Source organism: Thauera phenylacetica B4P (assembly GCF_000310225.1).
GTDB lineage: Bacteria > Pseudomonadota > Gammaproteobacteria > Burkholderiales > Rhodocyclaceae > Thauera > Thauera phenylacetica.
This window is the reverse complement of the sequence record NZ_AMXF01000008.1, coordinates 1-18,451: the sequence shown is the minus strand read 5'-3', so window position 1 is coordinate 18,451 and position 18,451 is coordinate 1. Positions and strand designations below refer to the sequence as shown.

The following is an 18,451-nucleotide window of genomic DNA, read 5'->3' as shown; positions in this document are numbered from 1 at the left end:
TCATGGTTTCGGCAACCCTGACTGCCGCCCGGGCGGCGCAGCACGCCCAGCTGATCCGCCAGATCCACACGGCCAAGCGCGACCTGGGCCTGGATGACGACACCTACCGCCTTACGCTGGCGCGCTTTGCCGCCGGCAAGACCAGCAGCAAGGACTGCAGCGCGGCCGAGCTGCACGCCGTCGTCGAGCACTTCCACGATTCGGGCTGGCCGCGGGCGGGCGGTGCGCGTCAAAAGCCGCTTTCGCCCCGGCAAAAGAAGATGTGGGCGCTGTGGCAGACGCTGGCCGACCAGGGCAAGGTGCGCAACCGCCGCATGGCGGGCCTGCTGGGCTGGATCGCCGGGCAGACCGACAACCAGGTGCAACGCCTGGAATGGCTCACCCCGGCACAGGAGCACACCCTGATCGAGTCCCTCAAGCAATGGGAGGCCCGCTGACATGAGCGCCGAGCCGAGTCGCCTGGCCCGCGCCACGGTCGACGAGCTGGCCCCGCTCGCTGCGCTGCTGGACCCGGCCTACCCGGAGAACTGGGCGCGCATCGCCGAGTGCCTGTACCTGTCGCTGCGCGACCGCCTGCCTGGTGAGGCCACGGCGCATGCTCACCTCGCGCTCGAGCTGGCCGAAGGGCTGCGCGCCGAGCTCGGCGGCAGCCAGTTCTATCTGGCCAAGGGCCAGGGCTACGAGCTGAGCCTGCGCGACCGCCAGATCCTGGCGCGCTTCACCGGGCACAACCACCGCGCCCTGGCGCAGGCCTTCGGGGTGACCGAGCGCCACGTGTACTCCATCGTCGAGCGCCGCGGTCGGGAGGAGTTCGAGCGCCGGCAGGGCAAACTGCCCGGGCTGGACGCAGGCGGCGTTGCCGAGGGCAGATCGTGAAATCGGCCCGCCGTGCCGTTTGCGGGGCGCTGCCGCCCCGGATGCCTGCGCGCGAGGGCGTTCGTGGCGCCAGGGGCTTTTATAAAAAGGCGCAGGGGTGGCCGCGGTGAAATCGAACGCGGCCGATGCGCCCGACCTCACCGAACTGCTGTCGCTGTTCGCTCGCCTGCGCCCCGGGGCGCCCGCCAACTGGAGCACCCGCTACCGCATCGGGGTGATCCTGTCGAAGCACCTGGACGCCCACTGCACGCTGGCCGAGCTCGGCCGCGCGCTCGGGGTGACCCCGCAAAACGCGTACACTGAGTCGGTGCTCGCCCTGGGCACCCTGGTGTGCGCGCTGTATGTGCGCATGCACTTCGGCCGGTACCCGCTGCCGGCCGGAAAGCAATGAAGCGCTTCATTTAGCGCCCCCATCCCCGCGCGGACACAGTGCGGGGCATGGCTACCGCACAGCTTCCTCCCTCCATCGAGATCTTCCGCCCCGGTCGGCACATCGACGACGCGGGCGCGGTGCATGAATTCTCCGACGCCGACGTGGCCGGCATGGTCGAGGCCTACGACCCGGCCGTGCGCGAAGCGCCGCTCACCGTCGGCCACCCCGCGCACAACCTCCCGGCCTACGGCTGGGTGAAGCGCGTGGCGCGCAACGCCGCCGGCCGCCTGGTCGTCGATGCGCACCAGGTCGAGCCGCAGTTCGCCGAAATGGTGGCCGCCGGCCGCTTCAAGAAGCGGTCGGCCTCGTTCTACCCCCCGCAGCACCCCAACAACCCCAAGCCCGGCCAGTGGTACCTGCGGCACGTCGCCTTTCTGGGCGCGCAGCCGCCGGCCATTGCCGGGCTCAAGGACTTTGCCGACGACGACGCCGGCACCGTGAGCTTTTCCGAGGGCGAGCCGGGGCCGGCCGCCAATCCACCCCATCCCCCCCACCAGGAGCAATCCATGACGCAGGAAATCAAGGACGCGCAGGACCGCGCCGCCAAGGCCGAAGCCGACGCCAAGGCCGCCCTCGACGCCAAGACCGCGGCCGAGGCCGAGGCCGCCGCCGCCAAGGCGCAACTGGCGCAGTTCGCCGAACAGGCGCGCCGCGACCGCCATGCCGGCTTCGTGTCGTTTGCCGACGACCAGGTCAAGGCCGGCCGGCTGCTGCCCAAGGACAAGGACGCCGCGGTGGCCGTGCTCGAAACCCTGGCCGACGCTCAGCCGGTGAAGTTCGCCGAGGGCGGCGCCACCAAGGAAGTGCCCCCGGCCGAATGGCTCAAGGGCCTGCTCGCCGCGGCCCAGCCGGTGGTGAGCTTCGGCGAGTTCGCGCCCGGCACCGCCGCGCCCACCGCCGGCAGCGCCCAGGGCCTGTCCGATGCCGAGATCGACTCCCGCGCCCGCGCCTACGCCGCGCAGCACAAGGTGAGCTACGCCGAGGCGGTCTCCGCCGTCGCCAGCTTCACCGCCTGACCCCCCTATATAGAAGGACGCCGCCGCCATGATGACCCCCGCCGAGATCCGGCTGAAGCAGAACCCCATCCTCACCAACCTGCTGCTCGGCATGGGCCAGGGCAGCTACGTGGCCGAGCGCCTCATGCCGCGCCTGCCGCAGAGCCTGTCGGCGGTGACGCTGGCGCAGATGGGCGATGAGCGCTTCCGCCGCTACAGCCTGCGCCGTGCGCCGGGCACCGTGACCAAGCGCGTGAACATCAAGTACCAGGACAAGACCTACTCGGTCGACCAGTACTCGGTCGAGGTGCCGATTCCGCGCGAGCTGATCCGCGAGGCCGACGAGGCGCGCCGGCTCAACGTGGGCGCCAACCTCGACATCAGCCGCATCGCCATGACCACGGCCAACGACATCCTCGGTCTGGACTACGAGCTCGAGGTGGCCACGCTGGCCACCACCGTGGGCACCTATGCCGCGGGCCACACCCTGGCGCTGGCCGCCGGCACCAAGTGGAGCGCCTCGACCGGCACGCCGGTGACCGACATCACCGCCGCCAGCGAGATCATCCGCAAGAAGATCGGCAAGCGCCCGAACACGCTCACGCTGAGCGCGGACGGCTGGAACGCGCTGCGCTTCAACGAGCAGGTGCGCACCTACCTGCCCGACAGCCAGATGGGTCCGGCCACCAACGAGCAGCTCAAGAACATCTTGAACCTCGAGGAGATCCACGTCGGCGATGCGGTGTGGATCGACGACACCGACACCGGGCAGGACGTGTGGGGCAACAACGCGGTGCTGGCCTACGTGCCGCGCATCGGCGGCGCAGGCACCAGCGACATCAGCCTGGCCGAGCCCGGCTTTGCCTTCACCAACGTGCTCGAGGGCCACCCCTTCGCCGAGACGCCGTACTACGAGGCCGGCCTCAAGAGCTGGGTGTATGGCGCCACCTACGAGCGCCGCCCGAACGTGGCGTACAACACCGCCGCCTTCCTGTTTCAGAACCCGAAGTGAGGCGCGAGCACATGAGCCAGAACCTGATCGCCCATGTGTGCGTCGCCGGCGTCGCGCTGCTGCTCGACGGCGTGCGCGTCAACTTCCAGCCGGGCGAGACGCTGCCCGACGCGCTGCCGCTGACCGTGCTCGACGAGCTCGTGAGCCTGGGCGCGGTCGAGAAGCGCATTGCCGAACCGAACTCTTTCGTGAGCGAAGCCGCCGGCAGCAATGAGGCGGGCGCAGCCGGGGGCGCAATCCCCGGCACCCACACCTCCGCCGACGAAGGCTCGGGGGCCGCGGCCGAGCTTGCCGCGGCCCCTGCGACGGACGCCGCGGCGGAACCCGCCGTGCCCGCTGCCGGCAAGAAGAAGACCTGACCGCCACCACTTAGGAGCCCGCCATGGGACGCCAGTACGACAAGCAACACGCCGCCACCGTGGTGGCCACCGCCGCGATCGAGAAAGCCCGCTTCGTCGGCTTCGGCGGCGCGCACGCCACCGCCGCCGGCGGCACCTCGGCCGATTCGATGGGGGTGAGCGAGCACGCCGCCGCCATCGGCAGCACGGTGTCGGTGATCACCGGCTACAGCGCGCTGGTCGAGGCCAGCGCCCCGATCGCCGCCCACGCCTTCGTCAAGCCCGCGGCCGACGGCAGCGGCAAGGCGGCCGTGGGCAGCAACACCGACCACTGCGGCAAGGCGCTCGAGGCTGCTACCGCGGCCGGGCAGATGATCGAGGTGGTGTTGTACCGCCACCTGCACGCGTAACGCGTAGCCCCGAGGAGCCGACATGCCCAGCTTCATCTTCAACAGCGCCGTCCGCGACGAAGCGACCGGCGCCATCGACTACGACACCGACAACTTCAAGGTCATGCTGCTCACCGCGGCTGCCGCACCCAACAAGGACACCTGGGCCAAGCGCAGCGACGTCACCAACGAAGTCGTCGGTGCCGGTTACACCGCCGGCGGTGCCGCAGTCGTCGTGGCAGTAGGCGCGGTCGACGCCGCAAACGACCGTGTCGACATCTCGCTCGGCGGCGCGACGTGGGCCAACGCCACCATCACCGCGCGCTACGCGGTGTACTACAAGGCGCGCGGCGGCGCGGCGACGGCCGACGAGCTGGTGGCGGTGAATGACTTTGGCGCCGATGTCGCCAGCACTGCGGCCGCCTTTGCGCTGGAAGCATCGACCTACCGCAAGCAGAACTGACGCCATGGCCGGCGTGCAGTTGGCGCTCTACAAGCCGCACCGCGCGATGGACATCGGCGGGCGGCTTATTTGTTTTTGGACCCGCAGCCGGTACTCGCACGTCGAGGTGGTCATCGACGGCATGTGCTACAGCAGCAGCCTGCGGGATGGGGGGGTGCGGAAGAAGGTTATCGACTTGGACAGGCCGCACTGGCGTGTCATCCCGATCACGTGGCGTGACGACGAGGCTGCGCTGCGGATGTTCGAGCGGTACAACGGCCAGCCCTACGGCTACTGCGACCTGATCGCGCAACATGTGCTGCGCCTGCCCATCGATGATCCCGGCCTGCTGTGCTCCGAACTGTGCGCGCTGATGCTTGGATTGCCGGAATCGACGGCGCGGGGGATGAGCCCTGGGGCGCTTGTGGATTACGTTGAAATGAGGAATGCAAAATGACGGCTGACGAAATCCGCGCCGCAATTGCGGCGGACCCCGAACTGCAGGCGTTGGTGCCCGATACCGTGGCCATCGCCGCCGCGCTGTCCGCTGGCCGCACCCGCTGGAAACACACCGAAATCGGCGTCGGCACGATCATCGAAGTGCTCGGCCTCGCCGACGCAAATCCAGTGCTCGACACGCTCTATGCCTCGCCCGACTACCGCCACGTCAAGCCGCTGCTCGACCAGGGCCGACTGCGCCTGGATGTCGTCGCACAGGCCGGGATGCTGCAACCGCTGGTCACGGGCGAACTGCTCACACAAGCCCAGCTCGACGCGCTGATTGCCCGCGCGAAGGAGGCCGATCCGGTCGATGAGTACGCCGTGCGCGTTGCGGTCTACGACGATGACGGCTCACTGAGGGTATAACAATGGCGCTCACGAAAAACGGCACCACAATCATCGCCAGCGCATCCAATGCGGCAGGCGCAACCACGCGCGGAACGATCGACCTCTCGGCAGTTTATGGCGGCATCGTGACGATCAGAATCATCAACGGCGCGACCGGCCCCACTGCGCAGTGCGAAGGGCGCGTGCTGATTTCGCACGCCGACACGCTGCCAACTGCGGCCAGCGCTGGCGCTGACTGGAAAACCATCTGGCGCTTCGGCGGCGGCACGACAAACAGCGCGATCACCGAGCAGAGCTTCCAGTTCGGCCCGGAGGTGCGGCACCTGGAAGTCGAGTTCGCTGGCAACACAGGGCAGGCCGTGACGGTGGAGGCCATCGCCTCTACCTACACGGTGTAAGACGTGTCCGTGATCATCGTCCCGCGCCGTCACTACGCCCAGCCGCAGGGGCGGGTGCAGCTAGACCAGTCAAGCACGTACGTGTCCAGGGCTGGGCTCATATACGCCCCGTCTCTCGATAGAGATTTGGCAAAAGGGGCGCTCGCGACTCTTGAGGATGGGGTCGTACTCGGGGCGGGTCAGTACGGGGTTTCAGTCACGACGGCAACAATGCGCGGGATTACATTCGGCAGCGGGGTTCCGAAACCGCTGTCAGGAGGGGATTGGACCGTGCTCGCCCTCGCGAGGCCTGCCCCGAGCTACAACGTGGCGTATACCCCCGCGTTTAGCCAGCGGAGGGTAAGCCCGAATAAACAGTGCGGGTTCTTATTCAACTCGTATGGAATTTCCGCGTCCGGGGCATCAGGAAAAATTGAGGTTTTTGCTTTTGACGGATCGTCTATCCCGTTCTGCACCAGCACATCTGGAAATGTAGTCGATGGGGAGTGGCATGTATTTGCGGCGCGCATGTCTGGTGCCATCGGTCGGCTGTATAGAGACGGGCAAGTCCTGTCGAGCACGCAATCCGGCACGAGTGTCGGTAACTGGTATGACCCGGCGCAGGAAGTCGTGATAGGGCGGCTGGGTTCGGCGTATGAGTCCGGTCTGGCTACCCCTTTTTCCCTTGTGGTGGCATGGGACAGAGCACTCAGTGATGCCGAAGTCGCGGCAATATCCGCAAATCCCTGGCAACTCTTCCGCGCCGACCCCGTTCGCATTTACAGCCTGCCCAGCGGCGCCATCACGCTCAACAGCCTGACCATGAGCGCCATCACGCAGACGACCGCGCGTGCAACGCTATCCGTGACGAGGTGACGGCATGGCAACGTTCTACCTCGTCATCCAGCGCGACACCGGTGAGGGCGTTCCCGCATCGGCCCCGACTTGGGCGAGAGCCGACATCGGCACGAACTCCGGCTGGACCGCTGGCGCAGGCGGCACGATCGTCTATCACGACGCCGACACGGACCCCAGCAGCGGCTCGACGTACCAGTTCGACCCCGATGCGACCGGGCTGACTGCAGACACGGCGTATGTGTCCTACGCAGTGTGGGACGACGGCAGCACGACTGTGGGGCCGGTTACGGCGGCGTGGACGACGAATGCCGGCAGCGCCGCCACGGCATTCGGCGCCACCATTGCGTGCGCGTCTGTCCTTTCCCCCGGTGCGGCCTCGGGTGCGGCTGCGATTGCAGGGGCCTTTGCGTCGTGTGCGGTATCGCTGGCCGTGGCCGGTGCACCGGCCGCGGCAGGGGCCGCCGATGGGAAGACGCTCTCTGTCGCGGCCGAACTGATACCGGGGCATGCAGCAGGCGCGGCATCCGGCGGCGGCGCTACGCTGATCGCTGCGGCAGCGCTTGTGCCGAGCGCCGCCGCCGGACAGGCCGCCTGCTCCGGCGCAACTGTTTTTGTTGGCGGCGCTCTCGTGGCGGGCGCGGCAACCGGATCCGCAGTCTCCAATGGGCACGTCGTTACGCAGGCCGTCACGCTGATTCCCGGCGCCGTCACGGCCGGCGGGGGCATCGATGCGCCCGGCGCGATCATTGTCGCTGCAGCGTCGATTGCCCCAGGGGTGGCGACGGGCGGGGCTGCGCCCGCAGGTGCAGTGCTCGCATCGGCGGTCGGTCTCATCTCCGGCGCCGCCGCGGGGGCCGCAGCGGCCAGCGGGTCCGCGCTTTCGCTTGGCGCAAGCCTGTTGCCCGGTGCGACAGCCGTGGGGCTCGGCGCGGCGGCGCCGGGCGCCACCGTCGTCGCGCTCGCCGGCCTCGCCGCAGGCGCAGCAAGCGGCGCAGCGAGCGTGCCGGCGCATGCCTGGCAGACCGTCCTGGCCTGGATCACTGGAACGGCGACCGGGGAGACCGCCGCCGATCCAGCTGGCACCGCCCCCGGCGCCGCCTTCGCCGCCTTCCTCGCCCTGATCGTCGGTGAGGCCTCCGGCGTCGAATTGGATGACTACCCCATGAAATACGCCACCCTCGCCGACATGGTCACCCGCTTCGGGCAGACCGAACTGGTGCAGCTCACCGACACGCTGCACCGCCCGCCGAGCACGATCGACACCACGCGCGTGCAGATCGCGATCCACGATGCGCAGATGGAGGTCGACAGCGCGATCGGGCGCATCTACCGTCTGCCCTTGGCGGGGTGCGTACGCCCGCCGGTGCCCCCTGCGACCGAGCCGTCTGTTGTGGCGCCGCCCCAGCTCACCCGCCTGACGTGCGACATCGCACGCTATTTCCTGTACGACGACGCAGCCCCCGAGAACGAGGTGGTGCGTCGCTACAAACAGGCCCGGGCCACGCTGGACGACCTTGCCAGCGGCACCCTGCAGCTCGCGTGCCCCTGGGGCGGTTCGCCCGGCGAATTGATCGCCGCCGATGCCCAGTCGGGCAGCGCCGAGGTGTACGACTTCTTCGCCCCGCGCCAGATCACAGACGACGCCCTGCGCGGCTTCTGATCCCTTCTGCCGGCCCCCCGGCCGGCACGCTCGATCGAGCATCCCCGCGCGCCGCCATGCTCCGCGCAATCTGATCGGCCGCCTCTGCCGACAATGAACCCCTTCATTTGGCGCTCCGGGCGCATGAGGACGAAGATCGCGGCACATCCACTGCCCGCGACCTGCGACCGATCCCATGCTGGCCCGCGCTCTCTCCCTTCGTTTCACCCCTCCTGCTGCCACGGGTTGCTGCTGATGGCCGCCGAGCCGATCGACTTCATGGCGCTCGAGCCGCTGTTGCTCGACCGCCTGCGCGCCGCGCTGCCGGCGCACGTGCATGTGCTGGCGGCGCGCGACCTGGCGGGGCTGACCGAGGGCACCCAGCTCACCCCGGCGGTGCATGTGTTGTACCGCGACTACCGCCCGGGCCGCGCGCCCGCGAGCGGATGGGAGGAGCTGGATCAGCTCTGGCTCACCGTGATCGCCGTGCGCAACGTGAGCACGCTGTCCACCAACGAGGCCGTGCGGGCCGATGCGGGCCCGTTGATGGGGGCGGTGATCGGCGCCCTGGGCGGATGGCGGCCGGACCTGCGCGGCTACAAGCCGCTGAGCCTGGATGGGGCGCCGGCCGCCGGCTATCGCGCGGGGTTCGGCTACTTCCCGCTGGGATGGCGCGCGCCGATGCGAGTGCGTGCGGCCTGCACAGGAGAGCCGTAACGATGAAACGCTGAGCGCCGACCTGAATGCATGCCGGCCGCGCCGCAGCGGCGCGATGCCTAGCAACACCCCCCGACCGCAACCATGGAGACCCCGAGATGACGCGGATCAAACTGAAGTCGGCCCATACCCATGCGGGCCGCAAGTACCCCGCCGGCGCCGAGCTGACGATGCCGGCGCCGCAGGCCGACTGGCTGATCGGCATTGGCGTGGCCATGCCCGCCCCCCCGCCTGCCGCGGGCGATGAAGCCCCGGCGAAACCCCCGAAAGCCAAGGAGTAACGCATGAACCAGAACACCCCGATCATTTGGGACGGGCAAGGGCCGGTAATGATCGGTCGCTACGACCCGATCAATGGCACGCCCGACATGGGCTATCTCGTGGATCTGTACCGCATCGGCTGCGGCACCTCGTCGCTCACCACGTCGCTGTCGGTCGAGAAGGCGCGGATCGCGGAGAGCTGCTCGGGCCAGCGCCTGACCCTGAAGGAGCGCACCACGGGCAAGAGTCTTTCCGTCTCGCTCTCCATGGTGCAGTTCTCGGGCCGCACCCTCGCCGCCGCCTTCTATGGCGACGCCGTGCTGCAGGCCGCGGGCACGGTGACCTCCGAAGTCCTGCCCCAGCTCGCCGTCGGCGACTACTTCACGCTGCGCCACCCCGACGTGACCAACGTCGTGATCGAGGACAGCACTGCGGTGACCCCGCTCGTGTACGTCCTCGATACGCACTATGCGATCGAGGACGCGAAGCACGCCCGCTGCCGCCTGATCGCGCACCCCGCCGCCCACGTCGAGCCGGTCAAGGTCGATTACAGCTACGGCGAATACACCAACATCGCCGCATTCGCGACGACGAACGTGGAGCGCGGGGTGATCTTCAATGGCGTCAACGACGACGGCCAGCGGGCACGCATCGTGATCCCGCGCGTGAGTCTTGCGATGGGGGGCGATTTCTCGTGGCTCGGCGACGACGAGGCGTCGCTGGAACTGAGCGGCGAGGCGCTCTTCGTGAGCGAGATGCAGTCCGACGCCGACTACGGCGGCTTCATGCGGATCAGCTTGATCTGATCCAGCCTCGCAGGGCGCTCGTGATCCAGGCGGGCGCCCACACCGGCAAGGCTGTGTCGATGCCCCGGCAGCGCTAGGCGGGGCTTACGACATGGCCTGGCCGATCAGGTCCAGCACGGCCAGCACGACGCCCAGGCCGAGCGCCAGCAAGGCGCCGGTGATGGCCCAGCCCGCACAGCCCAGGCTGACCAGGAACAGCAGCAAGGCCAGGGCGAAGCATTGAAGAGATAAGCGCGTCATGGCGAACCCGATCGAAACCAACGTCGTCATTAAAGTGGACACCGCCGGCGATGGCAAGCTGGCGGCGCTGTCGCGCGAGGTGGCCGGCCTGGGCGAGGGGGCGGGCGATGCGGCGCCCGAGTTTCAGCGCCTGGCCGAGGAGATCGACGGCCTGGCCGCGAAGGAGCGCTTGGTCGGCGCGTTTGCCGAGGCCAAGCGCGAGACGGTGGCCTACGCCGAGGCGCTGCAGACCGCACAGGCGGCCACGCGCGCCGCGGCCCAGGAGCTACGGGCCAAGCAGGCGACGCTCGCTGCAGCCACTACGGCCGAGCGCGAGGCCGCAGCGGCGCTCGGCGAAGCCCGCACGCGTCACGACGAGCTGAAGGTGTCGGTGGCCGCCGCCGCGGCCGAGCTCAAGTCCCTGCGCGCTGCTTCGAAGGCGAGCGGCGCCGACACCGCCGAGTACGCCGGCCAGATCCGCGAGGCGCGGACACGGCTTGCGGAGCTGCGCAAGGAGAGCGCGACCGTCGGGCAGGCCGTGCGCACGCTCGCCGGCGATTACCGACCAACGGCGCAAGCACTCAAGGAAGCCGGGAGTGCGGCCGACAAGGCGCAGCGCGCGTTCGAGCAGAACCGCCACGAGGCCGGCCGCGCCAAGACGGCCTACGAGGCGCAGCGCCTGGCGCTGCACAACACCCGCCAGGCGCTGGCCAGCGCGGGCATCGCATCGACCGATCTGGCCGGCGCCCAGGTGCGCCTGGCGGGCAGTGCGCAGCAGGCGGCGCAGCGCGCCGGGGAGTTGCGCGCTCGCCTGGCAAGCGTAGGCAGCACTGCCCAGGCGGCAGGCGCACAGACGGAAAAGGGGTTTTCGCAGGCGGCAAAGGGGGTGCGCTCGATCTCCGAGCAGCTCTCGACCGTGCAGTCGCGCCTGCTGCAGTTCGCGGGGGCGCAGCTCGGCCTGCAGACCGCAATCGACCTGGGGCGCACTGCGGACGAGTACGCCAACCTCGGCGCCCGCATCGACCTGGTCAACAGCAGCCAGGCGGGGTTCAACCTCACCCTGGCCCAGACCGCCGAGCTCGCCCGGGCGACATACTCGGGGCTCGAGAGCACCACCGGCCTGGTCGGCGCACTCGCGCGTGCCGGCGAGGAGGTGGGCCTGACGCAAGAAGGCGTTCTCCGCCTGACCGAGTCCATCAACAAGGCCAACCAGGTCTCGGGCGCGTCGGCGGCCAGCGCGGACGCCGCCCTCACACAGCTGATCCAGGGCCTGCAGTCGGGCACGCTGCGTGGCGACGAGTTCAATTCGGTGATGGAGCAATCGCCACGCCTGGCAAAGGCGCTGGCCGACGGACTGGGCGTGCCGATCGGCGCCCTGCGCGCAATGGCCGAGCAAGGCAAGCTCACCAGCGAGGTGGTGATCTCGGCATTGCAGTCGCAGGCGCGCACCATCGACGCGGAGTTCGCCAAACTTCCGCTGACCATTGGCCGCTCGCTCACCAACCTGTCGACGAACTGGACGCAGTTCATCGGCGAGCTCGACCAGGCGAACGGGGCTTCCGCCACCGTGGCGCGTGCCTTGGAGGGTGTCGCCAACAACCTCGACGACATTGCCAAGCTGGCTGTCGTGGCCGGCGAAGTGGGGCTGGCGGTGTTTGCCGCCAAGCTGATCCCACAGGTGACCAAGTTTGGCGCCGAAGCCCTGGCGGCCACCAAGGGGGTGGGCGGGCTGCGCGCCGGCCTGGCCGCATTACCAGGGACGGTGAAGATCGCCCTTGCGGTGGTCGGCTACGAAGTGCTGACCACGGTGGGTAAGGCCATCGGCGAAACCGTCGCGAGCTGGGGCGAGGCGGGCGATGCGATGCGGCGCGCCGAGCAGACCATGCGCGAGGCCACGCGCGGCATGATCGCCAACGGTCAGACGCTCGCCTACCAGAACGAAGCCTACCGCAATGCGGTGGTGCTGACGGCGGGCGAGGTCGCGCGCCTGTCCGAGGCCGAGCGCACGGCGTACTTCGAGCGCCTGGACGGCGCCCGCAAGTACTACGCGGGCGCGCAGATGGCCATCCAGGGCGCCAAGGAGTTCGGCATTGCGAGCGAGTTCTCGGCCGAGCAGACGGCGGCCGGGATGAAGCGGGCCCGCGAAGGGATGGCCGCGTTCGAGGTCGGCGTGCGGATGAGCCGTGCCGAGATCGAGGCGCTGCTGTCCGTCGATGCGTCGCTCTTCATCGCGCAGTTCGACGAGCTCGCGGCCAAGGGGAAGGATGCAGCCGCAGCCCTGCAGGAAGTCGGCAAGGGGTTCGACGCCAGCGCGCTCGAGAGCGTGCAAGGTTTCAGCCAGGCGCTGGTCGAGCTCAAGAACACCGGGAAGATCTCCGCCGACGAGATGGGGGCCGCGTGGCAGCAGGCACTTGCCAAGCTCGACGGTGCGCAGCTGAACCAGTTCATGATCACCGCCCAAGCCGCGTTCGGAGAGTCTCAGCGCGATGTCGAGGCGCTGGCGGCCGCAATGGACGGGGCGTTGCGCGCGAGCATTGCCGCCACCGGGCAGGACTTTGCGCAGCTCTCATCCGGGATATCGAGCGGCGCGCAGTCGGCTCTTGGGCATCTGGCCACGCTCGAGGCCGGGTTCGACAAGCTGAAGGCCGCGGGTGTCGATACCAACGCTGCGCTCATCGGCGCGATCGACTTTGCGGTGGAGGCTGGCGATTCCGCCGCGGCCCTTACCGTGCTGCGCCAGGATGTCGAGCGCCTGGGACGTGAGGGAAAGCTCTCGGCTGACCAGGTTGCGGAGGCAATCGAGAAGATCGGCAAGAAGGCCGACGAGGTGCAACCTGGTATCAACTCGGTGGAAGAGGCTTTCCGCAAGCTGGGGGTGACGTCGCAGCAGCAGATGGACCGCGCGGCCACAGAGGCGAAGCGGGCGTTCGAGGTGATTCGGAACTCGGGCAAGGCGACGGCGGAGGAGCTCCAGGCCGCGTTCACCGCCTACGCCGAGCAGGCGGTGGCGGCCAATGGCGGCGTGGCCGATGCGACCCTGAAGGCCCAGGCGTCGGCGCTGGGCCTGGCGGTGGAGGTCGACAAGACCGGCAAGGTGATCGTGCAGACGATGGCCGAGGCGGCGTTCGGCGTGAAGGGCGCCGACCAGGCGCTGAAGGATGCAGCCGGCAGTGCGGGCGAGCTCGGCGAGGCGGCGAAGGATGCCGGCAAGTCGATGGTGGAGGCCGCGCGCGAGCAGAACGCGGCGGTGAAGTCGGTGACGGTGTCGCTGGTGGATGCGACGACGGCGCAGAGCCGCTATGCGGATGAGGCGAAGCGGGTGGCGTCGGCGGTCTACAACAGCGCGCTCGACCAGGCGAACTCGTTCCGCGCGAGCGCGGGGGCAATCGACGGTGCGCGTGCGGCGGCACGGCTCTACATCGAAGAGATGGAGCGCCTGGACGCCAGGCAGCAGGAGTTCAGCAGCAACGCGGCCGAGGGCGTGGAGCAGCTGCGCCTGCGGCTGCTGGAGCTGAACGGGACCGAGGAGCAGATCGCCAGCGCGCGCCAGTCGCGCGACCAGGCCGAGGTGCTGCGCACGATCGAGCTGACGCGGCTGGATCTGCGCCGGGCCGAGCTGCGAAAGGATGCGGGCGAGGTGGAGCGGCTGCAGCGCGAAATCAATTTGCTGCAGGAGCAACTTGGGCTGATCGATCAGATCTACCGCGCGGAGCGGCGCAACCGCAGCAATGCGGCGTCGACGGCGGGTATGGGCGGCGCGGGGGCGACCTCGAGCGGCTCGGCGGCTGGCGCGGGGGTGCAGGCGGCGGCGCCGTCGCAAACCTTCGGTGCCAAGCAAACCACACTCAACATCAATCTGCCGGGCTCGGGCATCTTCTCAGGCGACCGGGCGAGCCTGGAGGCTTTCGCCCGCCAGCTCGGGCCGGTGATCACGGATCTGCAAAGGAAAGGGGCGCTGTAAATGTCGATCTCGGTGAACCGGATCCTCTCGAACAAGGACAACCGCGTGTCGGCCGCGACGCTGACGGCGAGCGCACAGCGCGCCAGCGACGACGTGCGCCTGGTGGCGCAGTCGCGCCAGGGCGGCGGCCGGCTGGTGGTGAGCGGGAGCTATACGGGCGCGGCGGATACGGTGGTGGATGTGGAGGTGGTGTCGGGCTTGGGCGGGGCGCTGATGCCGTCGGCGCCGGTGATTCGGGGCGTGGGCAATGGGGTGCTGTCGATCGACGCGCTCGATGTGTCGGCGGTGCCGGAGTCGCTGACCTTTGCGCTGCTCGACGCGGGCACGGAGCCCGTGCCCGCGGCGCTGGAATTCTACGGGGCGGCGCTTGTGGCGCGGGCCACCGGCGCGGCGGGCAACGCGCTGTCGCTGTCGGTGACGCGCAATCTGACGCTGACGCCGATGCAGTACGCGACGCTCGAGCCGATTGCGGCCGGAACGGACAGCCTGGAGGGGCCGCAGTGGGACTGGGGCCAGCCGGCGGCGACGGACGCGGGCATCCCGGATGCGGCGCTGCGGGTGCAGTTCGAGGGCTTTCCGGCGGTGCATCGGGCGTGGAAGACGTGGGAGGGCGGCCGGTTCGTGTATCGGCTGGATCCGGCGACGGCCTACGAGATTCCGGCGGATGTGCGGCTGCTCCAGGTCGCGGGCGACTACGCGCTGTCGCTGACGGATGGCGTGAGCACCGAGGTGTATGCGGCGGTGACGATCTACGACTTCTTGAGCCAGGTGGAGGCGCGCAGCGCGCTGGCGCGGGTGCGCGGCCTGGTGGCACGCGATACGGCGCCGGGTGGCATGGCGGTGACGGATATCCCGCTGCGCACCGATGCGCATGCGCTGCCGGCGACGGGCGGCGTGGTGGAGGTGGTGGAGGTGGCGCCGACGGCGCCGACGGAGAACCTGACGCTGACGTATGCGGGCCAGGGGGCCGGGCTGTGGTCGGTGCGCGGCGGGGTGTCGGGCGAGCTGCCCGCCGCGGTGGCCGGTGATCTGTATACGAGTGGTCCAGTGCGGTTCCGCATTCCGCTCCCTACGAGCAATGCGGAGGGCGCGCGCATCAGCAGCGTGGTGAGCCTCGTCGCGCGAGAGGAGGACGAGGGACTCCCAGGGTTGTGCTTCAAGCCGCTGATGCTGGGTGCGGCGGCGAAGGACAAGAGCATCACGTACACGTACCGCAAGCGCCCGCCGGCCGATTGCGTGTGCGACGACTTGCCGGCGCTTAACCTCTCGGGCGCATGCCTGGGGCTGGATGTGGGAGGTACAGGTATGGCACTCGATGCGGCGTATCAGACGCGGCTGGTGCAGTTGTATGCGTGGCGGGCTGGGTTCGTCGAGACCAATACAGGGATCAAGCAGAGCACGAGCGAGGCCGATCGCGTGTTCTCGGATCGGACGGATATCGAGATCGCAGATCAGACTGTGCGCGCGCTGGCGAGCTGTCTGTCGGAGATCTACGAGGACGCGGGTGCTCTGGCTCAGTGGGATGCGTACTGGGCTGGTCTGCAGACCGATCTGGACCGCTACGAACTGCTGGGCGGGGCGCCGATCAGCGCCCCGCAGTACCTGCCCGGGCTGTCGATCCGGACGATCCAGCCGTCCTCGTCTGAGTCGTCGATCTCGCTGCGCTATATCCGCTCGTCGACGAAAACGGGGCGGCTGTATCGGATCCTGGGGGTGCCGTACGCCTATGACTCCAGCTCGCCGCCGGAGTCGCTGGGGGCAACCGAGCCGAACTGGGTGGGATCCGGCCCGTGGGTGGACAGCACGACGCCATCGATCTCGTACGAGGCGCAGCCGTACTACTGGAAGGCATCGCAGGCGGTGGCGCTCGGCGACAAGATCGATCCCGGTACGGGCTATTTCTATGTGGTCAAGACGGCCGGCGCGACGGGCACGACGGAGCCGACATGGCCGACGGAGGCCGGCGACATCACGGACGGCACGGCAGTCTGGGAGCTGGCCGAAGGGCGCACGAGGATCTATGCATGGACCGGCGACGATTCGTGGCCGCGGCTCGTCGGCTCGCTGATGGACCACGTGCGTGCGTTGGCGGGCATCGTCCCAAAATCTAACGCCAGCAGCGCAGCGAGCGGGGGCAGCTGCTGGCGTGATGTTCCGGACGCTACCCATTGGTGGGTGGACGAGTCCGGCGAGTATCTCCCCGCATTCACGAATCAGCCGTACGTGGCGTCGGTGCTGGGGTGTGACGGCACCCCGGCATCGAGCCAGGAGTTCGGGTTCGGCATCGTTACGGCCTGCGAGCACCGCCTCAAGGACGGCGACAAGTTCACGATCACGATCCGCGGGACCGGGCTCGCGGGCTACAAGCAGGGCGACAAGATCGTGATCCCCGTGGTGGCGGCGAGCAACGCGCCTTTCGTCGGGGGCGCGCCCGGAGATCCGACGCAGACGTGGACGGTGCGCGGGACGGTGTCGGGCGCCCTGCCGGATTGGTCGTTCAGCCCGGCCGCCCCGGCGCAGTACGTGGCCGGGCCGGTGACCGCATCGCTGGCGCCGGGGGGGATCCCGTTCGAGCCGGGCGATGCGATCGACGTGTCGATCGAGGGCGGGTCGCTGCGCTGGCGGCGTGACGGTGGGGCCTGGACGGTGGGCGATATTTTCGGGGTGACCCACGCGCTGGGCGATGGGCTGAACCTGGCGGCGGTATCGGGCGCGGCGCCGAGCTTTGTGGCCGGCGACTCGGCGAGCTACAAGGCGGTGGCGACGTACGGGACGAGCAGGATGCGCCAGCCGCGCATCGGCCAGGGCTTTGCGTGGTCCGGAGATGCGGTGACGATCGACGTGGATCTGCTGGCGGTGCACGACGTGGATGCGGTGCTGCTAGGGCTGCACACGCTGCCGGCCGGCTGCGCTGTGACGATCTCGGGCGGCGTGGCAGCGGTCGGCGAATGGACGGCGACGCCGGCGTGGCATGCATCGGCGGTGCTGGCGGTGCTGCCGGCCGGTACCGCGGCGCGCTATCTGCGGGTCGTGGTAACGGGTGCCGGCGCGGGCGGGTCGATCGGCTGGCTGTGGGCCGGCGTGGGTTGGCAGCCGAGCGTGGGGGCGTCGGATCTGACGATGCGCAGGCAGTACGGCCTGGCGCGCGGCCATGGCATCAACCCGGCGGCGCTGTACCGCGGCCGCGGCACGGGCGGGGCGTGGCGCTGGGAGCTCGACCAGGGCGGCGCGCTGATCGGGGCCAACGTCGACGCGCTGCTGGCGCTGGTGGATCACTCGGCAGAGCAGGGCATGGAGCCGGTGTGCATCGTGCCCGACGTGCGGGTGCCGGCGCGCGCGGCGATCGCGGTGGTCGATGCGGACGAGATCGTGCTGACCGAGCACATGGGCTGGCAGGCCGAGGGCGTGGCCGAGCCGATGGTGTCGGTGGAGCTCCCGTTCAGGGCGGTCCTGGCGTGAGGGCGCAGCTGCGAATCGAGACGGTGCCGCCGGTGGTGCTCGATGTGCTTGAGACCGGCGCCGAGCGCGCTGCGCTGAACGGCGAGGTGCCGAGCGTGGCCGTGGTGCTGGACAACGCGCGCGGCGAGGCGGCCGCGCGGCTGGCGGTGCCGCCGCTGCGGGCGCGGGCGCAGCTGCTGGTGGATGGGGTAGCGGTGTTCGTGGGCTCGGTTCAGGCGGTGACGCTGGCCGACGTGGCGACGCTGTCGCTGGAGGGCTGAGCGGTGATGCGACTGCTGTCTGACGTGCTGCCGCTGCGCGTGGCGGCGGATCTGCCGAAATACCGCGCGGATGCGGCCTCGCGGGTGCTGCCGTGGGTGTATGGCCGCGTGACGCTGGCCCCGGTGCCGCTGGATGAGGCGGGGTTGGAGTGGCTGGTGGCCGATCATCCCGTGGTGGCTGTGGAGGCGGTGCGCGCCGCGGGCAAGGCGCTCGACGGCTGGCAGCTGGTGCAGCGACTGGACGAGACCGGCCGCGCGATCTCGACCGTGCGCGTGACGCGCGCGCCCGAGGCCGAGCTCGCGGTGCAGGTGGTGGGCCGGCGCGACGACACGAGCGGCGCTCTGCTCGAGCACCCGGCGGCGATCGCGGCGGATCTGCTGCGGCGCTGCGGGTGGTCGCCGGCCGCGGATGCGTTCCAGGGGCTGCGGGACGATTTCCCGGGCCTCGCGCTCGGGATGGTGTTCGCCGAGCGCGACACGCGGGTGCGCGCGGCGATCGCGCAGGTGATCGAGCCGCTGGGCGCGGTGTGGGTCGCGGACCCGCCGACCGCGCGGCGCCG

The 18,451-nt window shown here is 69.6% G+C and carries 21 protein-coding genes; 20 read left to right on the top strand and 1 reads right to left on the bottom strand.

The annotated features are described in order from the left end of the window. The first annotated feature begins 2 nt into the window (after positions 1-2). The 16 genes from C667_RS02760 to C667_RS02690 all read left to right on the top strand — a co-directional run bounded on the left by C667_RS02760 (position 3) and on the right by C667_RS02690 (position 9,992). Complete coding sequence (locus C667_RS02760) at positions 3-437, top strand: regulatory protein GemA (RefSeq protein ID WP_004356630.1); 435 nt, start codon at positions 3-5, stop codon at positions 435-437. Between the two features lies 1 nt (position 438). Then, positions 439-876 (top strand): Mor transcription activator family protein, encoded by a 438-nt coding sequence (locus C667_RS24260; protein WP_004356628.1) that lies wholly within the window; start codon positions 439-441, stop codon positions 874-876. Between the two features lie 106 nt (positions 877-982). Further along, positions 983-1,267 (top strand): hypothetical protein, encoded by a 285-nt coding sequence (locus C667_RS02750; RefSeq protein ID WP_157302134.1) that lies wholly within the window; start codon positions 983-985, stop codon positions 1,265-1,267. A 47-nt stretch (positions 1,268-1,314) separates the two neighbouring features. After that, positions 1,315-2,325 (top strand): hypothetical protein, encoded by a 1,011-nt coding sequence (locus tag C667_RS02745; RefSeq protein WP_004356624.1) that lies wholly within the window; start codon positions 1,315-1,317, stop codon positions 2,323-2,325. A 28-nt stretch (positions 2,326-2,353) separates the two neighbouring features. After that, entirely contained in the window at positions 2,354-3,316 is a 963-nt protein-coding gene (locus C667_RS02740; protein WP_004356622.1) for a major capsid protein, read from the top strand. An 11-nt stretch (positions 3,317-3,327) separates the two neighbouring features. After that, complete coding sequence (locus C667_RS02735; protein WP_004356620.1) at positions 3,328-3,675, top strand: hypothetical protein; 348 nt, start codon at positions 3,328-3,330, stop codon at positions 3,673-3,675. Positions 3,676-3,698: 23 nt separating this feature from the next. After that, positions 3,699-4,064, top strand: a complete 366-nt coding sequence (locus C667_RS02730; RefSeq protein ID WP_004356618.1) for a DUF2190 family protein — start codon at positions 3,699-3,701, stop codon at positions 4,062-4,064. A gap of 22 nt (positions 4,065-4,086) precedes the next feature. Beyond that, complete coding sequence (locus tag C667_RS02725) at positions 4,087-4,506, top strand: hypothetical protein (RefSeq protein WP_004356616.1); 420 nt, start codon at positions 4,087-4,089, stop codon at positions 4,504-4,506. A 4-nt stretch (positions 4,507-4,510) separates the two neighbouring features. Then, positions 4,511-4,942: a hypothetical protein gene (locus tag C667_RS02720; RefSeq protein ID WP_004356614.1), complete on the top strand. Its 432-nt coding sequence runs from the start codon at positions 4,511-4,513 to the stop codon at positions 4,940-4,942. Beyond that, on the top strand, positions 4,939-5,352 hold the full coding sequence (locus C667_RS02715) for a hypothetical protein (protein WP_004356612.1): 414 nt from the start codon (positions 4,939-4,941) through the stop codon (positions 5,350-5,352). The genes C667_RS02720 and C667_RS02715 overlap by 4 nt, the downstream gene beginning before the upstream one ends. A gap of 2 nt (positions 5,353-5,354) precedes the next feature. Continuing rightward, positions 5,355-5,732 carry a hypothetical protein gene (locus C667_RS02710; RefSeq protein WP_004356610.1) on the top strand — a complete coding sequence of 126 codons (378 nt, stop codon included), beginning with the start codon at positions 5,355-5,357 and terminating at the stop codon, positions 5,730-5,732. Between the two features lie 210 nt (positions 5,733-5,942). After that, a complete protein-coding gene (locus tag C667_RS24675; protein ID WP_281054834.1) occupies positions 5,943-6,587 on the top strand; it encodes a LamG-like jellyroll fold domain-containing protein in 645 nt (214 codons plus the stop codon). 4 nt (positions 6,588-6,591) lie between these two features. Then, entirely contained in the window at positions 6,592-8,229 is a 1,638-nt protein-coding gene (locus tag C667_RS26135) for a gp436 family protein (protein WP_211207651.1), read from the top strand. A gap of 234 nt (positions 8,230-8,463) precedes the next feature. Continuing rightward, positions 8,464-8,925 (top strand): phage tail terminator protein, encoded by a 462-nt coding sequence (locus C667_RS02700; RefSeq protein ID WP_004356605.1) that lies wholly within the window; start codon positions 8,464-8,466, stop codon positions 8,923-8,925. A gap of 98 nt (positions 8,926-9,023) precedes the next feature. Next, on the top strand, positions 9,024-9,206 hold the full coding sequence (locus tag C667_RS02695) for a DUF7210 family protein (RefSeq protein ID WP_004356603.1): 183 nt from the start codon (positions 9,024-9,026) through the stop codon (positions 9,204-9,206). Positions 9,207-9,209: 3 nt separating this feature from the next. Beyond that, complete coding sequence (locus C667_RS02690; protein WP_004356601.1) at positions 9,210-9,992, top strand: phage tail tube protein; 783 nt, start codon at positions 9,210-9,212, stop codon at positions 9,990-9,992. A gap of 84 nt (positions 9,993-10,076) precedes the next feature. Here the strand turns inward: C667_RS02690 and C667_RS25530 are convergent, their stop codons facing one another. Then, positions 10,077-10,232, bottom strand: a complete 156-nt coding sequence (locus tag C667_RS25530; RefSeq protein ID WP_157302130.1) for a hypothetical protein — start codon at positions 10,230-10,232, stop codon at positions 10,077-10,079. Here C667_RS25530 and C667_RS02685 point away from each other — a divergent pair. The 4 genes from C667_RS02685 to C667_RS02670 all read left to right on the top strand — a co-directional run. Continuing rightward, positions 10,231-14,172 (top strand): tape measure protein, encoded by a 3,942-nt coding sequence (locus C667_RS02685; RefSeq protein WP_004356598.1) that lies wholly within the window; start codon positions 10,231-10,233, stop codon positions 14,170-14,172. The two genes, C667_RS25530 and C667_RS02685, sit on opposite strands and share 2 nt — an antisense overlap. Further along, positions 14,173-17,631, top strand: a complete 3,459-nt coding sequence (locus tag C667_RS02680) for a hypothetical protein (RefSeq protein ID WP_004356596.1) — start codon at positions 14,173-14,175, stop codon at positions 17,629-17,631. Beyond that, the gene (locus tag C667_RS02675) at positions 17,628-17,891 is read left to right on the top strand and encodes a hypothetical protein (RefSeq protein WP_004356594.1); all 264 of its coding nucleotides are present in this window, start codon (positions 17,628-17,630) and stop codon (positions 17,889-17,891) included. The genes C667_RS02680 and C667_RS02675 overlap by 4 nt, the downstream gene beginning before the upstream one ends. A gap of 3 nt (positions 17,892-17,894) precedes the next feature. Then, positions 17,895-18,451, top strand: a 557-nt coding sequence (locus tag C667_RS02670) for a hypothetical protein (RefSeq protein WP_157302128.1), incomplete at its 3' end; no start/stop codon positions are given.

Bases quoted from the DNA above. Each gene is read 5' to 3' on its own strand.
- C667_RS02685 (WP_004356598.1), top strand. From the start codon at position 10,231: ATGGCGAACCCGATCGAAACCAACGTCGTCATTAAAGTGGACACCGCC.
- C667_RS02690 (WP_004356601.1), top strand. From the start codon at position 9,210: ATGAACCAGAACACCCCGATCATTTGGGACGGGCAAGGGCCGGTAATG.
- C667_RS02680 (WP_004356596.1), top strand. From the start codon at position 14,173: ATGTCGATCTCGGTGAACCGGATCCTCTCGAACAAGGACAACCGCGTG.
- C667_RS02700 (WP_004356605.1), top strand. From the start codon at position 8,464: ATGGCCGCCGAGCCGATCGACTTCATGGCGCTCGAGCCGCTGTTGCTC.
- C667_RS02720 (WP_004356614.1), top strand. From the start codon at position 4,511: ATGGCCGGCGTGCAGTTGGCGCTCTACAAGCCGCACCGCGCGATGGAC.
- C667_RS02710 (WP_004356610.1), top strand. From the start codon at position 5,355: ATGGCGCTCACGAAAAACGGCACCACAATCATCGCCAGCGCATCCAAT.
- C667_RS02745 (WP_004356624.1), top strand. From the start codon at position 1,315: ATGGCTACCGCACAGCTTCCTCCCTCCATCGAGATCTTCCGCCCCGGT.
- C667_RS02735 (WP_004356620.1), top strand. From the start codon at position 3,328: ATGAGCCAGAACCTGATCGCCCATGTGTGCGTCGCCGGCGTCGCGCTG.
- C667_RS02725 (WP_004356616.1), top strand. From the start codon at position 4,087: ATGCCCAGCTTCATCTTCAACAGCGCCGTCCGCGACGAAGCGACCGGC.
- C667_RS25530 (WP_157302130.1), bottom strand. From the start codon at position 10,232: ATGACGCGCTTATCTCTTCAATGCTTCGCCCTGGCCTTGCTGCTGTTC.
- C667_RS02695 (WP_004356603.1), top strand. From the start codon at position 9,024: ATGACGCGGATCAAACTGAAGTCGGCCCATACCCATGCGGGCCGCAAG.
- C667_RS02760 (WP_004356630.1), top strand. From the start codon at position 3: ATGGTTTCGGCAACCCTGACTGCCGCCCGGGCGGCGCAGCACGCCCAG.
- C667_RS24675 (WP_281054834.1), top strand. From the start codon at position 5,943: ATGCGCGGGATTACATTCGGCAGCGGGGTTCCGAAACCGCTGTCAGGA.
- C667_RS24260 (WP_004356628.1), top strand. From the start codon at position 439: ATGAGCGCCGAGCCGAGTCGCCTGGCCCGCGCCACGGTCGACGAGCTG.
- C667_RS02730 (WP_004356618.1), top strand. From the start codon at position 3,699: ATGGGACGCCAGTACGACAAGCAACACGCCGCCACCGTGGTGGCCACC.
- C667_RS26135 (WP_211207651.1), top strand. From the start codon at position 6,592: ATGGCAACGTTCTACCTCGTCATCCAGCGCGACACCGGTGAGGGCGTT.
- C667_RS02715 (WP_004356612.1), top strand. From the start codon at position 4,939: ATGACGGCTGACGAAATCCGCGCCGCAATTGCGGCGGACCCCGAACTG.
- C667_RS02740 (WP_004356622.1), top strand. From the start codon at position 2,354: ATGATGACCCCCGCCGAGATCCGGCTGAAGCAGAACCCCATCCTCACC.